Source organism: Halomonas sp. A40-4 (genome assembly GCF_015767635.1).
In the GTDB taxonomy this organism is placed as follows: domain Bacteria; phylum Pseudomonadota; class Gammaproteobacteria; order Pseudomonadales; family Halomonadaceae; genus Vreelandella; species Vreelandella janggokensis.
In genome coordinates this window covers 2,599,624-2,620,314 of record NZ_CP065230.1, presented here as the reverse complement: position 1 = coordinate 2,620,314, position 20,691 = coordinate 2,599,624, and the positions used below count along the sequence as shown (strand labels likewise).

Annotated in this window: 26 protein-coding genes; 9 read left to right on the top strand and 17 right to left on the bottom strand. The window is 55.5% G+C overall.

The genetic code is table 11. The features are described 5' to 3' along the window. The first annotated feature begins 28 nt into the window (after positions 1–28). Genes IT895_RS19630 through IT895_RS12240 form a run of 7 tightly spaced genes read left to right on the top strand, consistent with a single transcriptional unit; the run spans position 29 to position 8,417 of the window. The gene (locus IT895_RS19630; RefSeq protein WP_233337240.1) at positions 29–1,933 is read left to right on the top strand and encodes a heavy metal-binding domain-containing protein; all 1,905 of its coding nucleotides are present in this window, start codon (positions 29–31) and stop codon (positions 1,931–1,933) included. Continuing rightward, positions 1,930–2,826, top strand: a complete 897-nt coding sequence (locus IT895_RS12265) for a complex I subunit 1/NuoH family protein (RefSeq protein ID WP_092825693.1) — start codon at positions 1,930–1,932, stop codon at positions 2,824–2,826. The genes IT895_RS19630 and IT895_RS12265 overlap by 4 nt, the downstream gene beginning before the upstream one ends. Then, positions 2,826–3,362, top strand: coding sequence for an NADH-quinone oxidoreductase subunit J family protein (locus IT895_RS12260; protein ID WP_092825691.1), 537 nt, complete (start codon positions 2,826–2,828; stop codon positions 3,360–3,362). The genes IT895_RS12265 and IT895_RS12260 overlap by 1 nt, the downstream gene beginning before the upstream one ends. Continuing rightward, positions 3,359–3,670, top strand: a complete 312-nt coding sequence (nuoK, locus tag IT895_RS12255) for an NADH-quinone oxidoreductase subunit NuoK (RefSeq protein WP_092825689.1) — start codon at positions 3,359–3,361, stop codon at positions 3,668–3,670. Before IT895_RS12260 ends, nuoK begins: the two co-directional genes overlap by 4 nt. After that, positions 3,667–5,568 (top strand): NADH-quinone oxidoreductase subunit 5 family protein, encoded by a 1,902-nt coding sequence (locus tag IT895_RS12250; RefSeq protein ID WP_199283600.1) that lies wholly within the window; start codon positions 3,667–3,669, stop codon positions 5,566–5,568. The genes nuoK and IT895_RS12250 overlap by 4 nt, the downstream gene beginning before the upstream one ends. A 15-nt stretch (positions 5,569–5,583) precedes the next feature. Beyond that, on the top strand, positions 5,584–7,053 hold the full coding sequence (locus IT895_RS12245) for a complex I subunit 4 family protein (RefSeq protein WP_092825685.1): 1,470 nt from the start codon (positions 5,584–5,586) through the stop codon (positions 7,051–7,053). Beyond that, entirely contained in the window at positions 7,053–8,417 is a 1,365-nt protein-coding gene (locus IT895_RS12240; protein WP_092825683.1) for an NADH-quinone oxidoreductase subunit N, read from the top strand. Before IT895_RS12245 ends, IT895_RS12240 begins: the two co-directional genes overlap by 1 nt. A gap of 479 nt (positions 8,418–8,896) precedes the next feature. Here the strand turns inward: IT895_RS12240 and IT895_RS19625 are convergent, their stop codons facing one another. The 3 genes from IT895_RS19625 to IT895_RS12225 all read right to left on the bottom strand — a co-directional run bounded on the left by IT895_RS19625 (position 8,897) and on the right by IT895_RS12225 (position 11,275). Next, the gene (locus IT895_RS19625) at positions 8,897–9,109 is read right to left on the bottom strand and encodes a tyrosine-type recombinase/integrase (protein ID WP_442786520.1); all 213 of its coding nucleotides are present in this window, start codon (positions 9,107–9,109) and stop codon (positions 8,897–8,899) included. A gap of 450 nt (positions 9,110–9,559) precedes the next feature. Continuing rightward, positions 9,560–10,945 (bottom strand): MFS transporter, encoded by a 1,386-nt coding sequence (locus IT895_RS12230; protein WP_199283599.1) that lies wholly within the window; start codon positions 10,943–10,945, stop codon positions 9,560–9,562. A 33-nt stretch (positions 10,946–10,978) separates the two neighbouring features. Next, a complete protein-coding gene (locus IT895_RS12225; RefSeq protein WP_092825681.1) occupies positions 10,979–11,275 on the bottom strand; it encodes a metal-sensing transcriptional repressor in 297 nt (98 codons plus the stop codon). A 126-nt stretch (positions 11,276–11,401) separates the two neighbouring features. Between IT895_RS12225 and IT895_RS12220 the strand changes: the two genes are divergently transcribed. Continuing rightward, a complete protein-coding gene (locus IT895_RS12220; protein ID WP_199283598.1) occupies positions 11,402–11,761 on the top strand; it encodes a hypothetical protein in 360 nt (119 codons plus the stop codon). Positions 11,762–12,012: 251 nt separating this feature from the next. Here the strand turns inward: IT895_RS12220 and IT895_RS12215 are convergent, their stop codons facing one another. From IT895_RS12215 to IT895_RS12175, 9 genes are all read right to left on the bottom strand, one after another. Continuing rightward, entirely contained in the window at positions 12,013–12,255 is a 243-nt protein-coding gene (locus IT895_RS12215; RefSeq protein WP_092825677.1) for a diguanylate cyclase domain-containing protein, read from the bottom strand. Further along, positions 12,200–12,373 (bottom strand): hypothetical protein, encoded by a 174-nt coding sequence (locus tag IT895_RS19620; RefSeq protein WP_139197144.1) that lies wholly within the window; start codon positions 12,371–12,373, stop codon positions 12,200–12,202. Before IT895_RS19620 ends, IT895_RS12215 begins: the two co-directional genes overlap by 56 nt. 190 nt (positions 12,374–12,563) lie before the next feature. After that, on the bottom strand, positions 12,564–13,034 hold the full coding sequence (locus IT895_RS12205; RefSeq protein WP_085917803.1) for a c-type cytochrome: 471 nt from the start codon (positions 13,032–13,034) through the stop codon (positions 12,564–12,566). Then, positions 13,027–13,893: a WD40/YVTN/BNR-like repeat-containing protein gene (locus IT895_RS12200; protein ID WP_199283597.1), complete on the bottom strand. Its 867-nt coding sequence runs from the start codon at positions 13,891–13,893 to the stop codon at positions 13,027–13,029. Before IT895_RS12200 ends, IT895_RS12205 begins: the two co-directional genes overlap by 8 nt. A 23-nt stretch (positions 13,894–13,916) precedes the next feature. Further along, positions 13,917–14,660 carry a cytochrome c biogenesis CcdA family protein gene (locus tag IT895_RS12195; RefSeq protein ID WP_199283596.1) on the bottom strand — a complete coding sequence of 248 codons (744 nt, stop codon included), beginning with the start codon at positions 14,658–14,660 and terminating at the stop codon, positions 13,917–13,919. A gap of 16 nt (positions 14,661–14,676) precedes the next feature. After that, complete coding sequence (locus IT895_RS12190; RefSeq protein WP_199283595.1) at positions 14,677–15,060, bottom strand: hypothetical protein; 384 nt, start codon at positions 15,058–15,060, stop codon at positions 14,677–14,679. Positions 15,061–15,072: 12 nt separating this feature from the next. Then, positions 15,073–15,621 carry a TlpA family protein disulfide reductase gene (locus tag IT895_RS12185; RefSeq protein ID WP_199283594.1) on the bottom strand — a complete coding sequence of 183 codons (549 nt, stop codon included), beginning with the start codon at positions 15,619–15,621 and terminating at the stop codon, positions 15,073–15,075. A 14-nt stretch (positions 15,622–15,635) separates the two neighbouring features. Further along, positions 15,636–16,076 (bottom strand): DUF411 domain-containing protein, encoded by a 441-nt coding sequence (locus IT895_RS12180; RefSeq protein ID WP_199283593.1) that lies wholly within the window; start codon positions 16,074–16,076, stop codon positions 15,636–15,638. Between the two features lie 100 nt (positions 16,077–16,176). Beyond that, complete coding sequence (locus tag IT895_RS12175; protein ID WP_199283592.1) at positions 16,177–16,419, bottom strand: hypothetical protein; 243 nt, start codon at positions 16,417–16,419, stop codon at positions 16,177–16,179. Positions 16,420–16,666: 247 nt separating this feature from the next. Here IT895_RS12175 and IT895_RS12170 point away from each other — a divergent pair, with 247 nt between their 5' ends. After that, complete coding sequence (locus IT895_RS12170) at positions 16,667–17,056, top strand: MerR family transcriptional regulator (RefSeq protein WP_085917809.1); 390 nt, start codon at positions 16,667–16,669, stop codon at positions 17,054–17,056. Between the two features lie 39 nt (positions 17,057–17,095). Here IT895_RS12170 and IT895_RS12165 read toward each other — a convergent pair whose 3' ends face one another. The 5 genes from IT895_RS12165 to dsbG form a co-directional block, all read right to left on the bottom strand. Further along, positions 17,096–17,614, bottom strand: coding sequence for a protein-disulfide reductase DsbD domain-containing protein (locus IT895_RS12165; RefSeq protein WP_199283591.1), 519 nt, complete (start codon positions 17,612–17,614; stop codon positions 17,096–17,098). Beyond that, positions 17,611–18,423 carry a prolipoprotein diacylglyceryl transferase gene (lgt, locus tag IT895_RS12160; protein ID WP_022522187.1) on the bottom strand — a complete coding sequence of 271 codons (813 nt, stop codon included), beginning with the start codon at positions 18,421–18,423 and terminating at the stop codon, positions 17,611–17,613. Before lgt ends, IT895_RS12165 begins: the two co-directional genes overlap by 4 nt. Before the next feature lie 68 nt (positions 18,424–18,491). Next, a complete protein-coding gene (locus IT895_RS12155) occupies positions 18,492–19,019 on the bottom strand; it encodes a DsbE family thiol:disulfide interchange protein (protein WP_053856991.1) in 528 nt (175 codons plus the stop codon). Positions 19,020–19,109: 90 nt separating this feature from the next. Next, entirely contained in the window at positions 19,110–19,787 is a 678-nt protein-coding gene (locus tag IT895_RS12150; RefSeq protein WP_199283590.1) for a TVP38/TMEM64 family protein, read from the bottom strand. Between the two features lie 62 nt (positions 19,788–19,849). Beyond that, positions 19,850–20,680 (bottom strand): thiol:disulfide interchange protein DsbG, encoded by an 831-nt coding sequence (gene dsbG, locus IT895_RS12145; protein WP_199283589.1) that lies wholly within the window; start codon positions 20,678–20,680, stop codon positions 19,850–19,852. Positions 20,681–20,691 lie beyond the last annotated feature (11 nt).

The following is a 20,691-nucleotide window of genomic DNA, read 5'->3' as shown; positions in this document are numbered from 1 at the left end:
AACGGGCGCACGACAGAAACGGCCCTCAGTGCTGCAGAAGCTGGTTTCTCGGGCCCTGGCGCGTAATCTGGGCTGTCTGATCGTTCCCGGGCCTGAGATTGCCCTGGCGCATGGTCTGGACGTGACCGCGGCAGGCATGCGAACCAGTACTACGCCTCGCGATGCAAGCGTGCTCATGATTGTTGGAGAGCTGTCGGAGAAAATGGGCGACGCCGTGGCCGTGCTCTACGCGCAGATGCCCCGGCCGCGTGCCATTCTCATCGTAGGCGGGCAGACACCGTCAACTTTACCTGGTGCCGATATTTCTGCAGGTCTCTCGCAAAAGGGACTGACCGAAGCCGTAGTTCGACTACAACGTGCATTCGCTGACGGTGCCTTTGTAGCCTCGCCGGAGGCGTTCGACGCCGATGTCCTGCACGCCAAGATTGAGTATGTCTGCCCCATGCATCCAGAAATTGTCGAGGATGAGCCGGGTAGCTGCCCCAAATGCGGCATGGACCTGGTAGCCCGAGAGGCAGGGGAGTCCACGCCCGACCACGATCATGAACACCAGCATGATCACGAACACCAGCACCATGGCCACAAGCATGACCATGAGCACGAGCACGAGCATTGCCATGAACAAGATCATAAGGGCCACCATGAACATCATCATGGCCATGATCACGAGCACAGTAACGAGCACCAACAGGAACACGCGCACGAAAATGCAGCGGCCGAATATACCTGCCCAATGCACCCGGAAATCGTTCGGGACGAGCCTGGAAGCTGCCCCAAGTGCGGTATGGATCTGGTAGCCCGTGAGGACGCGGAAGATGAGGGCGCCTCAGAAGAGGGCTCCGGGCACGGCCACAATCATCAACATAGCGAATCTGACCACCACTCAGAACATGAACATTCAGGCCATGATCATGGAGAACACGATCATGGTGGGCATAAGCATGGAGGGCACGATCACGGCGCCTCGGGATTCATGTCCATGATTGAAGTCACCAAAGATCTGCCACGCAGCGCCGATGGCCTGCAGATGGATTGGCTTGAGGTGCCGTTCGGCCCAGTCTTTCCGGGCTTACCAGGCGGACTGAAATTGACGTTGACCCTTGATGGTGACGGGGTGACAGAAGGGCAGGCGACCTCCCTGGCGGGTATGACCATCGAAGTTGAAGAGGGTGAAGAAAGCGAAGAGATAGATGTCGAGACCTTCATCGACCATCTGGCCACGGCAATGCCGCTGGCGCCGGTGAGCTATCGTCTGCTGGCCTGTCTTGCGATCGAGCAAGCGGCTGGGCTGAATGACGATCAGGCGACCACTCAGGCCCGGAACGGCGGACTTGAGCGTGAGCGCATCGCCAGTCATCTTGGTTGGCTGGCGCAACTGGGGCGCCAGCTCGGATTCGCTTGGCTGACGCAGCGGGCTTCGACTCTGCAACTGCAAGTCAGAGAGGCTAACCGGTACAGGCTTGCTGAGCTGGAACCAGCGTTGCGCACATTAGGAACCCGTCTTGGACGGACGCCTTTGCTCAAATCGCGGCTGAAGGATATCGGCGAACTCTCATCAGAATTTTCTGATCTGCGCGGCCCCTTAGCACGTGCTGCCAGCGAAGGCGGAGACGCCTGGGCTCGCCTGTGGCAACGTCTGGCCGAAATAACCGCCAGTCTCGACCTTATAAAGGCGAGCAGCGAACCGGCGCTACCATCCCTGCGCGACATTGGCGATTTATCAGGAACCGGTGAGGTAACCGTTGATACGCCCCGCGGCGAAGCCCGGTTAAGTCTGAAACTGGAGCGTGGAAAGGTGAAATCCTACAAGCTGGACACCCCCTGCAGTCACCATATCGACCTGGTCCCGAAGCTTGTTGAGGGCCAGGAGTTGGGCGATGCGCTGCTGGCAGTCGGCTCACTGGATCTTTCGCCCTGGGAGGTGATCTCGTGACCGTCGCTAGCGTTCTTCTCGCATTGCTTGGCAGCACTTGGCTGCTGGCCGTGATCGAGGGCTGGATGACCACTGGCCGCCTGAGTCCGGCGGCGCCACTTTTTAGCGGGCTGGCGCACCTCGGTCGTGAATCCATTCTCCCGCGCTCGCCAGACCGGGTGTTTTTCGAGGCAGCGCCGGTGCTTCTCCTGGTTGTGGGGGTACTTGGTATGGCGGTCCTGCCGCTGGCGCCGGACCTGATCATTGCGGACCTTGGTACTGGTGCGCTGTTCATCAACGCGGCCCTGGCCTATGTGCTGGTCGCGGTGATCATGGCGGGCTGGGGACCGGACGGCGCCTACGCGATGATCGGTGGCTGGCGCTTTCTGGGCCAGCTTATTGCCTATTCCATGCTTATTGTCATGCCGATCACGGCCGTGGCCATGCGCGCCGAATCCCTGTTGAATACCGCGATCGTTGGCTCCCAGGCGGGGCTGTGGAACATCGTCTACCAGCCCCTGGGCTTCGTGCTGTTTTTCATTGCGGCCATGGCACTGGCGTTCCGGGCCCCGTTTGATCTGCCAACCGCAGAGGGAGAGCTTGGCGGGGGCGTGGACGCCGAATACACCGGGGTGCGCCTGGCAGTGCTTCGCCTGGCCCGACTGACTCTGGTGGTTACCCTGGCTTCCGCAACCACGGTCTTCTACCTCGGCGGCTGGCATGGGCCGCTACTGCCACCTTGGGCCTGGAGTCTGGTGAAGACCCTGGCCGTGGCCGTGTCGATGTTGCTGGTCGGTCACTATCTGCCACGCATTCGCGAGGCGGATCTGATGCGGTGGTGCTGGATTCTAGGCATCCCCCTTGCACTGGTGAATATCATTGTCGTCGGCTTACTGATTCTGGTGGTTCCCTAATGTACGCACAGGCTTTTTTCGTTGCCGTTTTCGGGTTGGCTGCCATCGGCTTTGGCGTGGTGGTGTTTCGCACATCGTCCATGGTCCGTTCTGCGCTGGCTCTGTTGTTTTCGCAGACCGCCGTCGGCTGCATGTTTCTGGCGATGCAGACCGAATTTCTGGGCGTACTGCAAATCATGATGATGGCCACGGAGATGAGTATCATGGCCATCTTCATGGTGATGTTCATGATGGATCCCGGTGGGCTTGGCGGTATGGACATGAGTCACCAGAAGCGTTTCTCTATCGGTGCTGGGGTGAGTGCGGCCGTTGTTGCTATCGCCGTTGCGCTGCTGTCCGACTGGGGCCCCGCAGCAAAGCAGGTGGTGGATGCGGAAGCGCAGACACGGGCGTTGGGCATGGAGCTGCTCGGGCGCTCGATGATGATCTTTGAAACCGCTGGTATCACCATCCTGACCGCAATGATTGCGGCCACCGCGGTGGCGATTCCGGTGCAGAACCTGGCGAGTAAAAGAGCCAAGGAGGCATCGGAATGACCGCAGTTCTGATAGTAGCGCTTGTGACCGGCGCCATCCTTTTCGGTATCGGCGTCTATGGCGCACTGTCCCAGACCAATCTGGTGATGATCATGATGGGCGTGGAGCTGATGCTGGCGGGGGCCATGGTGAATCTGGTGGCTTTCTGGCGCTTTCTACATCCCGAAGCTTATTCCGGCCAGATGTTCGTGCTGGTGGTGATGACGGTTATGGCACTGGAGATGGCCGTCGGATTTGGCGTCGCCATTGCGCGCTTCCGGGTTAAGGGCTCGGTTGAGATGGAAGAAGCGGAGGACCTGAAAGGATGAATGCAGTGCTCCTGCCAATACTACCGCCGCTGATCGCCGCCCTGGCTGTGTTGTTACTGCGCCGTGGGAGTGCTGTGTTGGCCCTGGCTGGTGCGACGCTCAACCTGGCAGGCAGTCTCTGGCTGATAGCCCGGGTGGTTGACGTTCAGACCGAAACCCTACTTCTGCCTGGGCTGCCGGACATGCCACTGCGCCTGGTCGCCGGGCCGATGACCTCGCTATTGACCGTGGCAGTGGCCACGGTGGCTACATTCGTTCTGATTTATGCCGTCGGTTATATGAAGCGGGAGTCCGGCCAAGCGCGCTTCTATGCCGTGATGTCGCTGTTCCTGGCGGCCATGCAGGCACTGGTGCTGGCGGGCGACTGGATTCTGCTGCTGGCGAGCTGGGAACTGATCAGTCTGTGCAGCTACCTGCTGATCGGCTTCTGGTTCCAACGCCCCGAAGCCGCGAACGCAGCCACACGCGCTTTCCTATATACCCGCAGCGCGGATCTCGGGCTTTACGTTGCGATATTCATACTCATAGGGTCAGCAGGTACCAGTGAGATTGCCGCTTCCCTGGAAGCTGACGCTGGAGCGCCCACCATTGCCGGGCTTCTGTTGCTGCTGGCCGCCATGGGCAAGTCGGCCCAGGTTCCCCTGCAGGACTGGCTTATGCGCGCCATGGCGGGCCCGACACCGGTCTCGGCGTTGCTGCACTCGGCCACACTGGTGGCGGCGGGCGCCATTCTGCTGATCCGCTCGGCGCCACTGCTGACGCCTGAGGCACTGTTCGCTGTCGGTCTTGTCGGTGGTATCACCACGGTGGCTGCCGGGGTGATTGCGCTGGCTGAACGTGATCTCAAACGTGTGCTGGCGGCTTCCACGGCCAGCCAATACGGCCTGATGCTCATCGCAGTGGGCGCGGGGGTTCCACTGGCCGCGCTGTTGCATCTGCTCGCCCATGCCGCTATTAAAAGCACCCTGTTTCTTGCCGCCGGTGACTTTCAACATGCTCGCGAGGGTACCGGTTTCGATCAGTTGAAGGGCGTTGGCCGCGCCAGGCCCTGGTCCTTTGGCGGCTTTGCACTGGCAGCGATGGCACTGGCGGGCATCCCACCACTGAGTGGGTTCTTCTCCAAGGATGCGGTGATCGCCGCCGCTCTGTCTGCGCCGGGCGCCGTCTTGCTCGGCGCTCTGGCCCTGGTCGGCACTCTGCTGACCGGCGCCTACATGGCCCGGGCTCTACGGGTGCTATGGCAGGGCTCGGGCGATACCCGGCCGGTCGAAGGTACTGGCTGGATGCGCGCTGGCATCTGGGGCCTGGCGATCCCTGCCGCTGTCCTGGGTCTGGCCTTTGGTCCCCTCGAAAAAATGCTTGATCTGGCGGCTCCGGAAACTGCGGGCATCGTCGTCATAGTGCTTGGGCTGGTCGCCGCGTTGGGTGGGCTGGCCTTGGGTTGGTTGGTGCCGGCCCAACGCCTGCTTGGCCCTGCCCATCAATGGGCAGAGTCGGGGCTGGTGGTGGCAGGCGGGCTTACTGCCTGGGTAGGTCGGCCCGCGATGGCGGTTGCCGGGGGATGTAACCGTCTGGAAAACCATCTGTACGCGGCCGCACTTGGCATTGGCGATGCTGCTCTCAGCATCGCCCGTGGGGGCGAGCGCCTGGAAAAGCGCCTGTATCAGGACGTGCTTGGCGTCGGCCGAGCAAATCTGGCGGTGGGTCGCTGGGTTCGGGGCGGTGATGAGCGCGGAATCGACGGTCTGATCTTCGCGCTGGTGGCCGCTGTGCAGGCCCTGGGCGCCCGGGCAAGATCCCTGCAAAGCGGCATGATCCACCACAGTCTGGCGATCAGCGCGGTAGCCATCGCTGTGCTTTTTGTTGTCATCCTGTTTTCAGCTTCACTGAGTTTCTAAAGGAACCCTGTACTCATGTTACCACTCGTATCCCTGACCCTCTTTCTGCCTCTCGTCGGCGCCGTGCTGATTCTGTGTCTGCCGAAACCGACGGCGCGCACGGTGCATGGCATCGCGATCGTCAGTGCCGCCCTGACGCTGGTTGGCGCTCTGGCCATGTGGCTGCAGGGGGTAAGTGGTGACGGCTTTTCCCAGGTCGAAGAGCTGGAGTGGATGCCGGTCATCGGCGCCGCCTACCGGGTCGGGGTGGATGGCATCAGCCTGCCGCTGGTGCTGCTGAGTGCCGTGCTTTTCCTGGTTTCTCTCATCTATGCGTCGTCGCTTCGCGATCGCCCGCGTGCCTATGTGGCTCTGATCCTGCTTCTTGAGACCACGGCAATCGGCACCTTTACCGCCCTGGACGGCATTCTTTTCTATGTCTTCTTCGAAGTTTCCCTGGTGTCGATGTACTTCATGATTGCCGGCTGGGGGCACGAGGACAGGCAGCGTGCCGCGCTGATGTTCTTTATCTACACCCTGCTGGGCAGCTTGCCATTATTGCTCGCGATTCTGGGGCTTTACCTCGGCAGCCCTGATCCTACCTTCGATATGCGGGCCTGGATTGCCAATCCTCCCCTGGAGGGAGCGGTGGCCATGTGGGCACTGATTGCCATGCTGATTACCTTTGCGGTCAAGATTCCTGCGATACCTTTGCATACCTGGTTACCTGCGGCCCACGTTCAGGCACCGACAGTCGGCAGTGTCATCCTGGCGGGCATCATGCTGAAGTTCGGTACTTACGGGCTGGTGCGCTTCGCCCTGCAAATGACCCCTGACGCTTTCCGCGAGGCCGGAATCGTTGTTCTATTCTTCGGCGTAGTTAGCGCAATTTACGGTGCCTTTGCCGCCCTGGCACAGACCGATCTCAAGCGCCTGGTGGCCTATACCTCAGTCAACCACATGGGCTACGTCATTGTCGGCGTCGCTGCGGCCGCGTTGACGCTGGATCCAGCGATCCGCGCCACCGCTCTGGATGGCGCCGTGCTGCAGATGTTCAGTCACGGCCTGGTCACCGGTGCCTTGTTCCTGCTGGTGGGCATGATTCAGGAGCGCACCCATACCCGCGAAATGGGGGAGTTTGGCGGCCTGCTCAAAACGGTACCGTTACTTGGCTGGTTCTTTGTGCTGGCGGCCTTCGCGTCGCTGGGTCTTCCGGGCTTGGCGCACTTCCCGGCCGAGTTCCAGATATTCCTCGCGACTCTCGGCACTGCTCCCATTGCGGTTATCGTGATTTTGGGCATTGCCATTATCGCCGGAACCTTTCTCAAGGCTCTGCGTGAAATATTTCTGGGTGAGCCCCGGGATCGCTGGAATAGAATGCCGGACCTGAGCCCACGCGAAATTCTCGCGGTGGCGCCCTTGCTGGTGCTCACCGTTGCCACTGGCGTGGCGCCATCCTGGGTGCTGGACGTCATTCACCGCACCACATCAGCACTGGTGCTGTAATGGGTCATGATCTCGCACTATTAATTCCGGAAATTGCCGTTCTGTTGACGGCTGTCGGTGCGCTGATCGCGGAGATGCTGCGCCGGCCACGAATTTCACTGGTCGTTGCCGTCATTGGACTGGTCGTCGCCACGGGGCTGACCCTGCGACTACTCGGCACAGACACCACGATATTTGGCGGCAGCTTCCGTATCGATACGTTAAGTATCTGGGCCAAGCTCATTCTGCTGCCAACTACAGTGCTTTCGATGCTGCTGGCGAGAGTTGATGTCCGGGGTAGCGCCCGCGAGGGTACGGTCTACAGCCTGCTGATTTTTTCCACCCTGGGTGCCCTGGTGCTGGCGGGAGCAGGGGACACCATGTTCCTGGTGCTGGGCACACTGCTGACCGGCCTGGCGACTTTTGCCCTGGTTGCCTACCCGGACACCGACCCGGCGACCGAAGCCGCCATGAAATTCTTCGTGTTCGCTTCGGTCACCACATCGATCATGATTTTCGGCCTGAGCTACTGGTTCGGTGCCTCTGGCTCTACGCTACTCGTCGATCTGCCGGGCATGGATACGATGCCGCTGGCTGTGATTCTTGGGTTCGTGGCTGTGGTTGTGGGTCTGGGCTATAAGGCATCACTGGTTCCGTTCCACTTCTGGGCACCCGACGCCTATGAAGGTGCACCCCTGTCAATTGCCGCCTATCTGTCGGTAGTGCCCAAAATTGGTGCCCTGTTTGCGCTGGCGCAGGTGGTTCGTGAGCTGCCCCTGGAAACTGGCTGGACGGTAGTCATGGCGGGCCTGGCCGTGCTGAGCATGACCTATGGCTATCTTGCGGCGCTGGTGCAGGACAACGTTATCCGGCTGCTGGCCTATTCATCGATTGCCCAGTCCGGCTATTTCCTTCTGGGCATCCTGGCGGTGGGCTCCAGTGAGCTTGCCTTACCATCAATCATACTGTTCGCTGCCGCGTATGTGGCCATGAACCTGGGCGCATTCTCAGTTACTGCCACCACCGGGCGCACTCTGAGTGATTTTGACGGGTTGGGGCGCACGCGACCGCTGATGGGAATCGCAATGGTGATTTTCCTGTTGTCGCTGGTCGGCATTCCGCCACTGGCCGGCTTCGTCGGTAAGTTTATGCTTTTTGCTGCAGCCATCGATGTCCAGTTTACCTGGCTGGCTGTGGTGGCAATCATTAACAGCGTGCTGTCTCTCGCGGTATATCTCCGCGTCATCGTGCCGATGTACCGGGCTGGGGAGTCGACGTCCGCGGCAACGGACCCATGGCACGGAATCGCAGTGATAACGGCGCTTGCGGCTACGCTTATCATCGGCTTCGCTGCTCAGTTTTTCCTGGTCAGGGCATTTGCTTAGTGGCGCAGGGCTACGTGCGGACGTATCTTATCTTTCCAATAAACTATGAATATCGGGAGATAACAGCGTCGTGTAGGATCAATCGCGCTATCGCAAATACCGATCTTGAGGCCGTGGACAAAAGACAGCGTCAGGCGCTAACCGATCACGGTTCGGGATGCTGACGGAAATTGACATCTAGGTCACCATGCAGAAAAAGCTGGATAAGAAAACAGTAAACGCGTGCTTTTGATCACATTTGTCCATCTGGATTACCGATATAGCATGCCAATATGTCATTGCAGCCGATGGATTTTTTGATTGGTGAGCTTTCCTGTATGTGGCCTAGGAATAAATGGATGACTGAAGCCAATTGGAGCAAGTGGTCGCATTCTTCGTTGCTCTATATGGAATTTGCTTCTGAAATTATACCAGCCTTCGCTAAAAGACCGCTTTTGGCCGGACAACGACGGCCCGAAATAGGCCGTCGTTGATCCTCATCAAACTTCTGTCTGTTCAGCCATTTCCAACGCGTCATTTACCTCTATCCCTAGATACCTGACAGTGCTTTCCAGCTTCGTGTGACCCAGGAGCAGCTGCACTGCCCTTAAGTTTTTCGTGCGACGGTATATCAGCGACGCTTTGGTGCGGCGCATCGTGTGCGTGCCATAGATTGACGCATCTAAACCTATTTCGGTGACCCAGACTTTCACGATACGGGCATATTAGCGCGTGGAGAGATGCTTTGCGCTATTGATTCGGCTAGGGAGCAAGAAGTCTTCGTTTCTGAGTTGAGCAAGCTGTATCCAGTCCATAATAGCGATACGGGTTTGCTCGGTTATTTCGAACTGGACAGGTCGATGCGTTTTTTGCTGCATCACGATGGCTCGTGGGGATATGCGTGCACCATGGGCTATATCGCGTACTCATAAATTGACGAGGTCGCAGCCCCTTAATTTGCTATCGATGGCTAAATTGAAGAGGGCAAGGTCTCTCGTCTTTTTCGCAAGTTGTAGCCGAACACGGATGGCCCAGATATCTCTGAGGCGTAGAGGTGTCTTCTGCCCAACCAACTTGCCTTTATTCCCAGGAGTAAAGGGGGGTTGAGTCGAAACGTTCATGGCAAGGTCCTCCATCGGGTGGAGATCGAAGAATGGAACATTTCACCTAAGCTTGTGCTGTGATGGCCAGTGTGCATGGTGGTCATCAATAACAAAAACGTGTCTATGCGAGCCTCGAGAATGATGGTGGGAATGGCGATGAGGTTCCGGCCCCTCCCACCCTTCATGATCGTGTTTATGGTGTTCATCGTGATAGTGAAGATGGCTATGACCTATAGGCGAGTGCTCATGCGCAATCTCTCTTGGGTCACGACGAGGCCAAGCAAGCATCGCAAGCCCTGTCGCGGTTAAAGCCAATGTCCCGAGCAAAACGAACGTTTCCGTCAGTCCCAGGTTCACCCCCAGCCAGCCAGCCAACGGATAAGTGAGCAGCCAACAGCTGTGTGACAACGAAAACTGGGCAGCAAACAGCGCAGGACGATCCTCCGGCTGGCATGAGCGCTTAAGCAAGCGACCGGTGGGCGTCATGACCAATGAGGCCCCTGCGCCCAGCAGTAACCATAGCCCGACAAGCCCCGCAAACGATGGTCCCAGCCAGCCCAGGTAGAGACTGAGTGCCATCATAACGCCACCTAGCAGCATGACTGGTCTTTCTGTCACTCGGTCCAGTATCTTGGGTAGCAGTAAGGCCACCAGCATGGAGCCCCCGCCTGCGGCAGAAAAGGCCAAAGCTACTTCTTTCTCGCCAAGTCCCAACATAGAGCGCACAAGCACGACCGTATTGACGATCTGCATCGCTCCGGCGGCTGAGACCGCCAAGTTCAATGCCAACAGCCCCCTCAGACGAGGTGTTTTTAGATAAATCCGTAAGCCGTGAGAAACGCGACGCCAAACGCCGGGAATTTCTTCTAGTGGTTGTGACTCAGGCAACATCACAGATATAGCCAAGGAAGCTGAGATCACGAACGCCAGGGCGTTGAGTACAAACAGGACATCAAAACTCATCACCATCAGCAATGCGGCTGCCACCATCGGGCTAAGCAGATTCTCTAAATCGTAGGCAAGACGTGACAGGGATGATGCTCGCGTGTACTGATCTTCGTCTTCTAGGATGTCCGGTATTGTCGCCTGGAAAACGGGCGTGAAGGTTGCAGAGCAAGCATTGAGTAGAAAGATTAGCAAATAGATTTGCCATACTTCTGTAACTAAAGGCAGTGCGCAAACCACGGCTGCACGCAGCAAGTCGAGGCTAACCAACAACATGCGTCGTGGCAGGCGTGAGGCGTAAGCACCCACCAGTGGCGCAATGCCCACGTAGGCGACCATCTTAATTGCCAGCGCTGTGCCTAATACGACACCCGCCTGCCCTCCAGCAAGATCATGAGCCAGTAACGCTAGGGCAACGGTGCTCAGACCGGTGCCAATCAGTGCAATGACCTGAGCGAAAAAGAGATGGCGATAGACGCGATGGGCGAGTACACCGATCATAGATCGCTCCTCAATGAGAGGGCTTAGATGCATTCACAGGTAGCGGGCGATGGCCTTAAAATCCCTGACGTGCTCACGCTGAGTCGCCGTTAAGGGACCTATCGCCTCCTCCATGCAGTGGTCGATATGGTCTTGCACCAAGGTTTTTTTGGCCTGTTGAATGGCCTTTTCGACGGCGTGCAGCTGCTGAGCAATGTCCAGGCAGGCGCGGCTGTCCTCTATCATCTGAGTCACGCTTTGCAGATGTCCGCGTGCGCGGTTCAGGCGCTTGATGATATCTGGGTGCGTCTGGTGCGTCTGGTGCGTCGTTTGGTGGTTAGACGTTGTCATATTTTCCTCTTATTTGTTCCCATCCCCCTGGAGGGGATGTTAGGCTATTCGCCGTGTGATTGCCAGCAGTAGCGGTTCAATGGCTGAGAATGCACGCCGGTTACCGATTAAATGTGGGTAGTTTTTATGCTCCTTTACGTACGACACCGCCTTGGTTGCCTAATATTACTGCTGTTGGTCATGCAGGGGCTGGTTGTGTCTGGCGTGGGAGAAGCCCTGGTCCACGGGCCGGAAACCGCTGCTGACACAGGCCATTCGCATGGTGCTGTTAGTCACCAACCCAGCAGCCACCATGCAGAGGGGCGCGAGCAGGCAGCAGAATACAGCCCGCTGCATGTAGATGGCGGCAGTCACTTTCACGAATCGGCTGATCGACTGGCGATGAGCCCCTTGCCCGAGCCGATACTGGCAAGCTCCCTTCGATTGGGCGAGCGGGGTGGCTCCCCGTTGCGCCGCATGTTCCGCCTGGAACGCCCTCCACGTTGATCCATCGCGGTATAGCGTCGGTTGCCCGCCGGGTAGCCCTGATGGATTAAAAAATACTTGGAGGCTATATGTTGCCATCTATACAAGGTGGGACGTTCGATGTGTCTGGAAAGGCACGGCGATGTTACCTGCCTGTCATAACGTTATTGTTGGTGCTGTTGAGCACCAGTGGGGATGTCCTGGCCCATGCGGTCGCCGAAGGCGACAAGGGATATATTCAGGAGACGACGTCACCCCCAGATTGAGTAGCGCTACACTTTAGAGTCCGATCCTAACCCGTCATTGACCGTTTTAAATCCATCCAGGTCAAGATGCATGACAACCAGCAATTTACCGTTCTGTTGTGCATCCGAGAAGGCTTCATTCAGGCAGTCATCAAAAGCGGTATGGTTAGGCAGCCCGGTCAGAAGGTCGTGTGAAGCCTGGTAGGTCAACTTGCTAATGTTGGTGAGTGATATCTTTTGCAATGCCAAAAACACCCAGCGTTTCGCCATAAACAATGATCGGCATGGTCGTCAACTCCAGAGACTTCAGATGCCCTTCTCGATGCTTTATCTGTAGCTCCACACAGTTTGACTGGCCGTCCAGAGTCGCGTCATAGATGGCCTGCATGCGTTCGACATCCTGGGGCTGCAGCAACGTCGAAAATGTTTTCCTTGAACTTCATTGCTGATGCTGCACTTATTGGTTGAATTCAGGAATGGGTTGACGTAGGAGGCCCTTTTGGAATCTGGGATATTTATGTACCAAACTAATTTACCAACTTTTAACCACTCAGTCTCGTTATAGTGCCTAGTGCCTATCATTCTAGGGTTATCTCAGATTGTATTGGAAAGGTGTTATCAACACTTTCGTCTGCTTGGTGGTGCCGTTGCTCTTGCGTCCATAATGTCTTGAGATAATCCACCACATCACGGATTTCGCTGGGAGCCAAAATCTCCTGGTACGCAGGCATCGTTAGCCTATCGGTCTTATTCCATGGGTCGCGCCAACCTTCGGCGACGATTCGATAAAGCATCGCATCCGAGTGTTTCCAGGTATGCCCCTCTGGACCATGCGGTGGAGCTGGCAACTCCCCTAGCGCATTTTGCTCTTCCCAATTCGGCATGCCTTCGCCTTGTATACCGTGACAACTGGCACAGTATTGTCGGTAGACTTTTTTACCGTCCTCCAACTGAGGGGTGTCCCTTGAAGAGGAGTGGTCTTCCGCCATGGCGTGCCCCACAACAATTAACGCCAGCCATAGGGCAACGAAAAACCAGCGCTTACGCATCGGGATAAGTCCAGGACTGGCCTTCATCTTCACTGTGCAAAAGCTCCCCTTTGTGGTTTAAGCCGTAGAGAATGCCTTGGGGTGAAAGAGTAAGCGTCACCAGCACGGTGCCGTCACCATCTATTTGTTGCCACTCTTGACCCCCATTTTCGCTACGCCATAGGCCCTGCTGCGTAGCCACATAGACTCGCTTTGGGCCGTCAAGGTCATAAGCCACATCATAGACGCTGCCAGCATCAAGTTCTCCGGTCGGTCTCCAGCCGCAAAAGCAGTCCATCGATAGACGCACCGCATCGCCCGATACCGCGTAGAGCCAGCCGGTCTGCATGCTGCCGTCCATATTAGAGTGGATGAGTCGGTTAACCTTTTGTGATGGGCCACTGTCCATTTTCTTCCAGGTGGTGCCAGCATCTCCGCTTTGGTAGATACCGTCTTCGGCAATCACCGCATAAAGTGTTTCGTTCTGGCGGCGATGTACGGTTAGCGCAGTTACCTCACGGCTAGGTAAGTTAGCGCTGAGCTCTTGCCAGGTTTCTCCATTGTCGGTGCTACGCTGCACCCCAATTGAGGGGCCAGCGATATAGAGCGTTTGTGGATCAGTGGAGGGTGCCGATACCGCTCGCAGCTGGCCTTCGGCCATGTCTTCGGGCAAGGTAATCGCATTCCAAGCCATACCTTCATCGGTACGCTGGAATAGCTGGTTGGCCTCAATCTTAAGCAGTCGCTTGCCTGCTACGTCATAATGCAGTGAAAGCAACCCTTCTTCGGTTGCCAAGGCCGTACTGGCGATGCCAAAGCTGACTGCTGCCAAGCCTGCCCGTAAGCAGACATGCAAGAAACACCTGATGATGATGCGCATTTCAATATTTCCTTAAAAAATAATTAGCCGATAACGCCTAGGGCGGGGAAGGTGCGCAATAACCAATATGACAGCTCGGATAGTTTGCCTGTGATCATTAAGCTTCCCATCAGAATCATGATCAGCCCAGCCGCTATATGTATGAAACGCCCCCAGCGGCGCATGAACTTCTGGTGCTTTATGAAGCGATCAAGCGAAATAGCACTCAGCATGAAGGGCACGCCTAGACCCAGAGAATAAACACCGAGCAACGCCATGCCGCTCCAGGCGTTGGCCGTGGACGCGCTGACGGTAAGAATGGCACCCAGAATCGGGCCAATGCAGGGAGTCCAGCCAAATGCAAACGCTAAGCCAAGTAGGTAAGCCGCACTGCGGCTTCCACCGACGTCCTTCAGTCGACCCATAAACCGCCATTCTTGCTGAAACCAGCGCCATGGCATAAGCCCGGTCATGAAGGCTCCAAACAGGATAACGATAAGGCCACCGATCAGGTTTGCCTCTTGGCGATACACCAACAGTAGACGACCAATGGCGGTGGCACTGGCTCCCAGCATCAAAAAAACGGTTGAAAAACCGAGCACGAACCATATCGACTGAGTTAGCACCCGGAGACGCTCTCGTCTATCCGCCTCCTGTAACTGCCCTAGCGAGCGGCCGGTCATGAAAGAAAGATAGCCGGGCACAAGTGGCAAAACACAGGGCGAAATGAACGAGATTAGGCCTGCCAGAAAGGCAGTGACCAGTCCTATATTGGCTAATTCAAGCATTACCCTTTACCCACGCCTAGGCTTGGAGTTTTGATGAAGGCTGCTTGATTGACTCGCTTTGCTCTACTATTTGGCGAGTGGTGGGCGCTGTGCCGGCATTCACTTCTGAAGCGTCTTCTAACCGGGCCTGAACATTGGTAGCGTCGCTTTGTTCGGTCGCTTCACCTTTTTTGTCTTTGCACTTCATCATGCATAGGCCTAATCCGCACATAATAAGACATGGCAATAGGCTCAATAGAATAGGCGCGATGCCGAGCATGACCAGGTTATCCCAGCCAAAAGCAAGGCCGCCAGCCACTGCCACGCCACCTAATAACATCAGGCCACGTGGCCCTGTCAACAGGCCTTGTAACCCCGATTTTTGTTTGCTCTGTTGGGTTTTGTCGTCACAACAACTCATGGTGCTACCTCATTATCTGGTTGCAATCATTTCAGTAAGAAAGTCGATCATGTCTTGAGTGTTCCACTCGGCTTCCCCCACGAGGCGCCCAATTTCTTTGCCTTGGCGGTCAAGTAGAAGCGTCGTAGGAATACCGACAGCCCCAAGGTCTGCACTAGCCATCCCGGTTTTATCTATATAGGGGGCCAGATGCTCAATGCCGATCTCTTGATAAAATTCATTAACAATCTCGATCCCCTTACGGTCGATCGATAAGGCGACCACTTCAAAATTATCGCTGCCAAGCTCAGCCTGGAGGGTATCTAACGTAGGCATTTCCTCTCGACAAGGCCCACACCATGTTGCCCAGAGGTTGAGTAGAATCAGTTTTCCTTCAAAGTCAGCCAACGTTAAAGGGGCGCCGTCGCTATCCTCGAAATGTATTTCTGAAACCTCTTTGGGCTGGGCCCAAATAAGAAACCCTTGTGGCCCTGAGCTTTCTGACGGGGCGGCCATGGCAAGTGGGGTGGCCGTCATCAGCAATATGGCTACGAGATATCCTGCCAGGATGGGTAGTTTCATCGCCACACTACCCCTTAGTGAGTCGCGTAAATGTCGGGGCTATCGGTCGGTTGCGAGGCTATGGCATAGACCTCCAGCGGGCCGCGTTTTTCTCCCGACATGCCCGGTGAGCCAAGTGGCATCCCCGGTACGCTCAGCCCTATGATAGAGGGCTTTTCATCAAGCACTTGGGTCACGCTCTCAACAGGCACATGCCCTTCGAAGAGATAGTCTTCTACGACCGTGGTATGGCAGCCATGCAGTTCTTCAGGGACGTTATACTCGGCTTTCATTTCAACAAGGTCATGGGTGTCGACCGTCTCCACGTCGAAGCCGTTTTGTTCCAAATACTTGGCATATTCGGCGCAACACCCGCAGTTGGGATTTTTGTAGAGGGTCGCTGATATATCAGCCGCCAATCCCGATATGGGAAAAGCCAGTAAAGACGTAATGGCTAGCGCTTTCCAAAGTTTCATATTTTGAGTATCCGGTTAGTTAACAGGGTAGGAGGTCTGGTTGACGCTACCTGCACAAGAGAAAAGGCTGCTTGCGTACAAGCAACCCTTGCGAGTCGCTTTAAGCGTCGTCTTTCTCATGTCCTTGCTGCATGTCTTCCATCATGGCGTTGCATTTTTCCATCATGGCGCTCATATCGCCCATCATGTCGTGCATGCCGCCTTCTTGCATCATCTGGCTATGCATGTCATTGCCTTCCATCGCCTTCTGTTGATTCTCTTCTTGGGCAAGAAGCGAGCCAGCTCCGAAGCTACTGGCAACGATAACGGCGGTAAACAGGATCGCAGTATTACGTTTACGCATGACACTCTCCTATCAATGTGAATCACTCTGCCACGTCGGTAAGTGACAAGGTTGGACGCAATTTTTAACAAATGAAAAATTGCTCTTTGACGATAGCTTTAAAGTTGGCTTTAAGGTCAAGCCCTTATTTTAAATTTCAGCGCATCTGAAGCTGATATGCCCCATTCAGCGGCGAAATTGCTTTCTTGACCTATGGGCAACCTTACGGTTGTAGGCTGAAACAAAGTGATCAAGAGAGGACAAGATTATGCGAGTCATCGAGCTGGCTCGGGCTGGCGGCGTAACGGCAGAAACAGTTCGTCACTACACAAGAGAGGGGCTGCTACAACCGCGCCGTAATCCGCACAATGGCTACCAACTTTTCGAAACGGAATCCCTAGGTCGCTTACGTTTCATCGACTGTCTGCGTTCACTGGGTGTGAGCCTTCCAGAGATCAAGCAAATATTATCTTGGGCGGATCAAGACACTGCAGAGTTTATTGAGTCAGTACCACTGACCTCTCAGCGGCAACGACTTCACTTGCGGGCTCAAGAGTTCCATATAATAGCGCAATGGCTGGACAGCATGAATCAAGACACAATGACAGAAAGCCCCAGCTTGAAGGAGTTGATCCAATCGCTGGGGACTGATGATTAGATATCTTAACTATAATCAATAGGGTCCATTTGCGTCCCCTTATGGTGTTTCTGGTGAGGTGGGAGCAAATATTGCGGGTGTCGAGCCGTGTTGTGCGTTTAGCTCAACTCTTTCAGGTGGATAGCAAAGCCCCTGATCAGAACAGCCTTGAAACGTCATCTCAATTGCCAATGACACATTGTCGGCGGCGTTGCTCTCAATGGGCGCGCTGATCACTACTTGGTCGTAAAAAACATAAATTTCACCTAGCGAGGCGTGCATCATGGGTTCGCCAGGAGGCAACGCCAGCTCACCGAAACTCACACCTGGAGAAAGACTCTCAAGCGCGAACTGATGCCGATGAAGGTAATAATTTTCGGCAGCAGTGAAGCCGATATAGATCCGATCATCGTCGCGCCAGGCGGTGGTTCGGAAGGCTTCTGTAGCCGGTAGAAAGTCACGTTGCGTCGAACGGTTAAAAGGGGAGCTTTTGTCACCAACCCCAAATATCTCTTCACGTGCCGCTACCGGTGTGACTATAAAGAGTGCCACCATTAGAAAAGCGAAGACTTGTTTCATGAGTTTAACGCCGCCTTTGGCTTATCCACTGGCTGACGTCTGGACCAAGCGACCAGAGCAAAACCCGCTATGAGCATCGGTAGTGTCAACAGCTGCCCCATGGTCAACCAGCCAAAAGCGATGAATCCCAACTGAGGGTCTGGGAGGCGCACGAACTCCACGATGAAGCGAAAGGCTCCGTACAGAAGCAGGAACAACCCAGAGATGAGGCCTCGCTGACGCGGTCGGCGCGATAGCCACCACAGCACGGCAAACAACACGACACCTTCAAGGGCAAACTCGTAGAGAGCCGAAGGATGGCGTGGCTCTGGGCCCAGCTCCATCATGGATGGAAACACCATTGCCCAAGGTACATCACTAACTCTTCCCGGTAACTCGTGATTGATGAAGTTACCGAGGCGACCCGCTCCCAGGCCGATCGGGACTAACGGAGCAATGAAGTCAGTCAGTTGAATAAAAGCCAGTTGATGTTTGCGAGCAAACAGCCAGGCAGCCACTAATACACCGGCAAGGCCGCCATGAAAGCTCATGCCTCCTTCCCAGATTTTTAATAACCAAAGGGGGTTTGCTTGCAGTTGTTCGAGCCCGTAAAACAGCGCATAGCCAAGACGGCCGCCAACGATGATGCCGATGGCGCCGTAGAAGATCAGGTCGCCCATATCATCGTGGCTTAGGCCGAGTCGGTGGGCTCGATGCCGACCCAACCACCAGGCGGCAACTAGCCCGATGACATACATTAAGCCATACCAGTGGATCTGAAGAGGGCCTATGGCGATGGCGATCGGATCAATTTGAGGGTATTGCAACATATACCTTCCTTAACTTAGCGTTACAGATGGAGTCATTAATAAAAAAATAATGCGTTTTCATAACCGTTTTATCGTTTCCACTTCTCGACTTCTTGGATGACTCGCTCAACATCTTCAGACGTTATGTAACCTGTATGTTTGTAACGAATAGTGCCTTCGGTATCGACCAGATAGCTTTCTGGGGCGCCATACACACCTAGCTCAAAACCTAGGTTACCCTCTGGATCAAAGATGTTGACTTCAAAAGGGTTCCCGAACTCGTCAAGAAACTCGAGCCCCTTTGCCTGGGTATCCTTGTAGTTGATCCCAACCAAGCGGACGCCTCGCGCGGCTAAATCCAATAACTGCGGCATTTCATGTTTGCAAGTCGGACACCACTCTCCCCACACATTGACTAATGTCACCTTTCCTTTAAAAAGAGATTCATCAACGAGCCTTGAGGGGTCTTCCAGCGTTGTCAGGCTGAATGGCGGAAACGGCTGAGCTAACAAGGGTGAATCTCTGGCGCTAGGATCCATTGATAAGCCCTGATAAAAGAAAAAGCTCAAACCAAAAAAGCCCAATAGGGGTAAAAATAGCAATGTCCGAAATTTCACGTGTACGTCTCACAGGTAGTAGCGGGTAAGTGCCTGCTGAGCATTGTTAATGCTTACGAAAGTTGATTTAGAGCACTCGGTTGCTATCGGTCATGGCTGTCGAGCCCATAAGCGTTTCGCCAGCAGAGGCAGCAATGTAATGCCACTGATGAGAATCAGCGCGATCGTGAGGCCACGGGAGTCGGCGGTAATCAGCACTTCTCCGAACATGACAATTAGATATGCCGTGGGGATCACGCCGGCCAGTGTGGCGATCAAAAAACGCCAGAAGGACAGGGGGGTGATACCTGCCGCATAGCTGACGGCATCAAACGAAATGAAGGGCACCAATCGAGATGCAAAAACGATGAGCATCAAGCCGGTTTGAGAGCGCTCCTTTCCCAGCCAATTGAGGATAGGCCGCGTACGCGGCCAGCGTTGCATCACTTCGTAGCCGAGCAAACGAGCAATGCAGAAAGCGAGCAGAGCGCCAGCTTCGGCACCGATAACGACATAGGCCGTTCCCCAAGCGGGGCCATATAACGCACCAGCCACCATCGCAATCGGCCCACTGGGAATCGGGCTCATGACAATGGCCGCCATCATTAGAAAGATGATGGCCAATGGCCCCCAGACGCCCAGCCTATCAACCCATTCACGCAAGGCCTGCTTGTCGGTCAAGACCGACAAGGCGCCGGTCTCCATCAGAATCCAATAAAGGGCCGCCAAGCCCATCAATAGAGTGAGCCCCAAAAAGAGCGTTTGCTTTACGCTAAGCTTGGTTGCCATGTTCATCTCAGTGGTGGAGAGTGGGGAGACACGTCATCTCAGCCCTGTACCGATAGGGTGTATCATTTAATACCCAATATTGCGCGAAGCTGGTCGGTCGACACTGCACCATTGATACGCTGCACTTTCCCGGCTTCATCACGGTAGTAGCTGGTCGGCGTCCCCGTAGCGCCGGCCTCACGCATGATCTGAGCATGTTTTTTGAGAAGCGCTTGGCTCTCTTCCGACGGCTCCACCGGACTTATGCCGCCATTGCGAAATTCCAATTCATGAGTTTCGAGAGCGCTAACCGGATCGTGGAATTCAAGGATTGCAGCAGCTTTGCGAAGGCTGTCCTCTGATAGCACGCCGACCAGCACATGGCGAAGCTGCAGTACGCCTTGCTCAATTAACGGGCGTGAATTCTTCCAGAGTGCGTTGGAGTAGGGGCAGTTGGGGTCTGTTAGTGTGTACACAATATGCGATGCATCATCATTCCCCTCCGAGATAAAACGAGTGTTTTCAAACGCACTCCAGGTAGCTTCCAGCATGGGGTCCAGCACCAGGGCCTGAAGCTGGCTTTCCATAACGGCATTGCCCTGCGGGTCGATTAACGTACCAATGACGGCGTAGTCGGAAGAGGAGGAGATATAAGCTGCCATAGGCTCATTATTATAAGACAAGGCATAGCCTTGGAGACCGTCAGGCGCTTCGAAGCTGCCATGGAAGGTGAACCCTTGATCCACCAATGCGGTAATCGACTTGGGCAAGGGAGACTCAGTATTCGTGGCACTGCTGACCTGATGACTCTCATTGGTATCAGTACTTGCTTCCTGCGCCAACGCAGGCAACGTTATAAGACCTAACAGACCTGCAGCAGCTAGGCAATAAGTGATAGGTAGGATATATCTCATGGATGCTCTCT

Excerpts from the sequence above, each read along its gene's own strand:
- IT895_RS12260 (WP_092825691.1), top strand. The coding sequence starts at position 2,826 with ATGTACGCACAGGCTTTTTTCGTTGCCGTTTTCGGGTTGGCTGCCATC.
- nuoK (WP_092825689.1), top strand. The coding sequence starts at position 3,359 with ATGACCGCAGTTCTGATAGTAGCGCTTGTGACCGGCGCCATCCTTTTC.
- IT895_RS12250 (WP_199283600.1), top strand. The coding sequence starts at position 3,667 with ATGAATGCAGTGCTCCTGCCAATACTACCGCCGCTGATCGCCGCCCTG.
- IT895_RS12245 (WP_092825685.1), top strand. The coding sequence starts at position 5,584 with ATGTTACCACTCGTATCCCTGACCCTCTTTCTGCCTCTCGTCGGCGCC.
- IT895_RS12240 (WP_092825683.1), top strand. The coding sequence starts at position 7,053 with ATGGGTCATGATCTCGCACTATTAATTCCGGAAATTGCCGTTCTGTTG.
- IT895_RS12230 (WP_199283599.1), bottom strand. The coding sequence starts at position 10,945 with ATGATCGGTGTACTCGCCCATCGCGTCTATCGCCATCTCTTTTTCGCT.
- IT895_RS12225 (WP_092825681.1), bottom strand. The coding sequence starts at position 11,275 with ATGACAACGTCTAACCACCAAACGACGCACCAGACGCACCAGACGCAC.
- IT895_RS12220 (WP_199283598.1), top strand. The coding sequence starts at position 11,402 with ATGCTCCTTTACGTACGACACCGCCTTGGTTGCCTAATATTACTGCTG.
- IT895_RS12215 (WP_092825677.1), bottom strand. The coding sequence starts at position 12,255 with ATGGCGAAACGCTGGGTGTTTTTGGCATTGCAAAAGATATCACTCACC.
- IT895_RS19620 (WP_139197144.1), bottom strand. The coding sequence starts at position 12,373 with ATGCAGGCCATCTATGACGCGACTCTGGACGGCCAGTCAAACTGTGTG.
- IT895_RS12205 (WP_085917803.1), bottom strand. The coding sequence starts at position 13,034 with ATGCGTAAGCGCTGGTTTTTCGTTGCCCTATGGCTGGCGTTAATTGTT.
- IT895_RS12200 (WP_199283597.1), bottom strand. The coding sequence starts at position 13,893 with ATGCGCATCATCATCAGGTGTTTCTTGCATGTCTGCTTACGGGCAGGC.
- IT895_RS12195 (WP_199283596.1), bottom strand. The coding sequence starts at position 14,660 with ATGCTTGAATTAGCCAATATAGGACTGGTCACTGCCTTTCTGGCAGGC.
- IT895_RS12190 (WP_199283595.1), bottom strand. The coding sequence starts at position 15,060 with ATGAGTTGTTGTGACGACAAAACCCAACAGAGCAAACAAAAATCGGGG.
- IT895_RS12185 (WP_199283594.1), bottom strand. The coding sequence starts at position 15,621 with ATGAAACTACCCATCCTGGCAGGATATCTCGTAGCCATATTGCTGATG.
- IT895_RS12180 (WP_199283593.1), bottom strand. The coding sequence starts at position 16,076 with ATGAAACTTTGGAAAGCGCTAGCCATTACGTCTTTACTGGCTTTTCCC.
- IT895_RS12175 (WP_199283592.1), bottom strand. The coding sequence starts at position 16,419 with ATGCGTAAACGTAATACTGCGATCCTGTTTACCGCCGTTATCGTTGCC.
- IT895_RS12170 (WP_085917809.1), top strand. The coding sequence starts at position 16,667 with ATGCGAGTCATCGAGCTGGCTCGGGCTGGCGGCGTAACGGCAGAAACA.
- IT895_RS12165 (WP_199283591.1), bottom strand. The coding sequence starts at position 17,614 with ATGAAACAAGTCTTCGCTTTTCTAATGGTGGCACTCTTTATAGTCACA.
- lgt (WP_022522187.1), bottom strand. The coding sequence starts at position 18,423 with ATGTTGCAATACCCTCAAATTGATCCGATCGCCATCGCCATAGGCCCT.
- IT895_RS12150 (WP_199283590.1), bottom strand. The coding sequence starts at position 19,787 with ATGGCAACCAAGCTTAGCGTAAAGCAAACGCTCTTTTTGGGGCTCACT.
- dsbG (WP_199283589.1), bottom strand. The coding sequence starts at position 20,680 with ATGAGATATATCCTACCTATCACTTATTGCCTAGCTGCTGCAGGTCTG.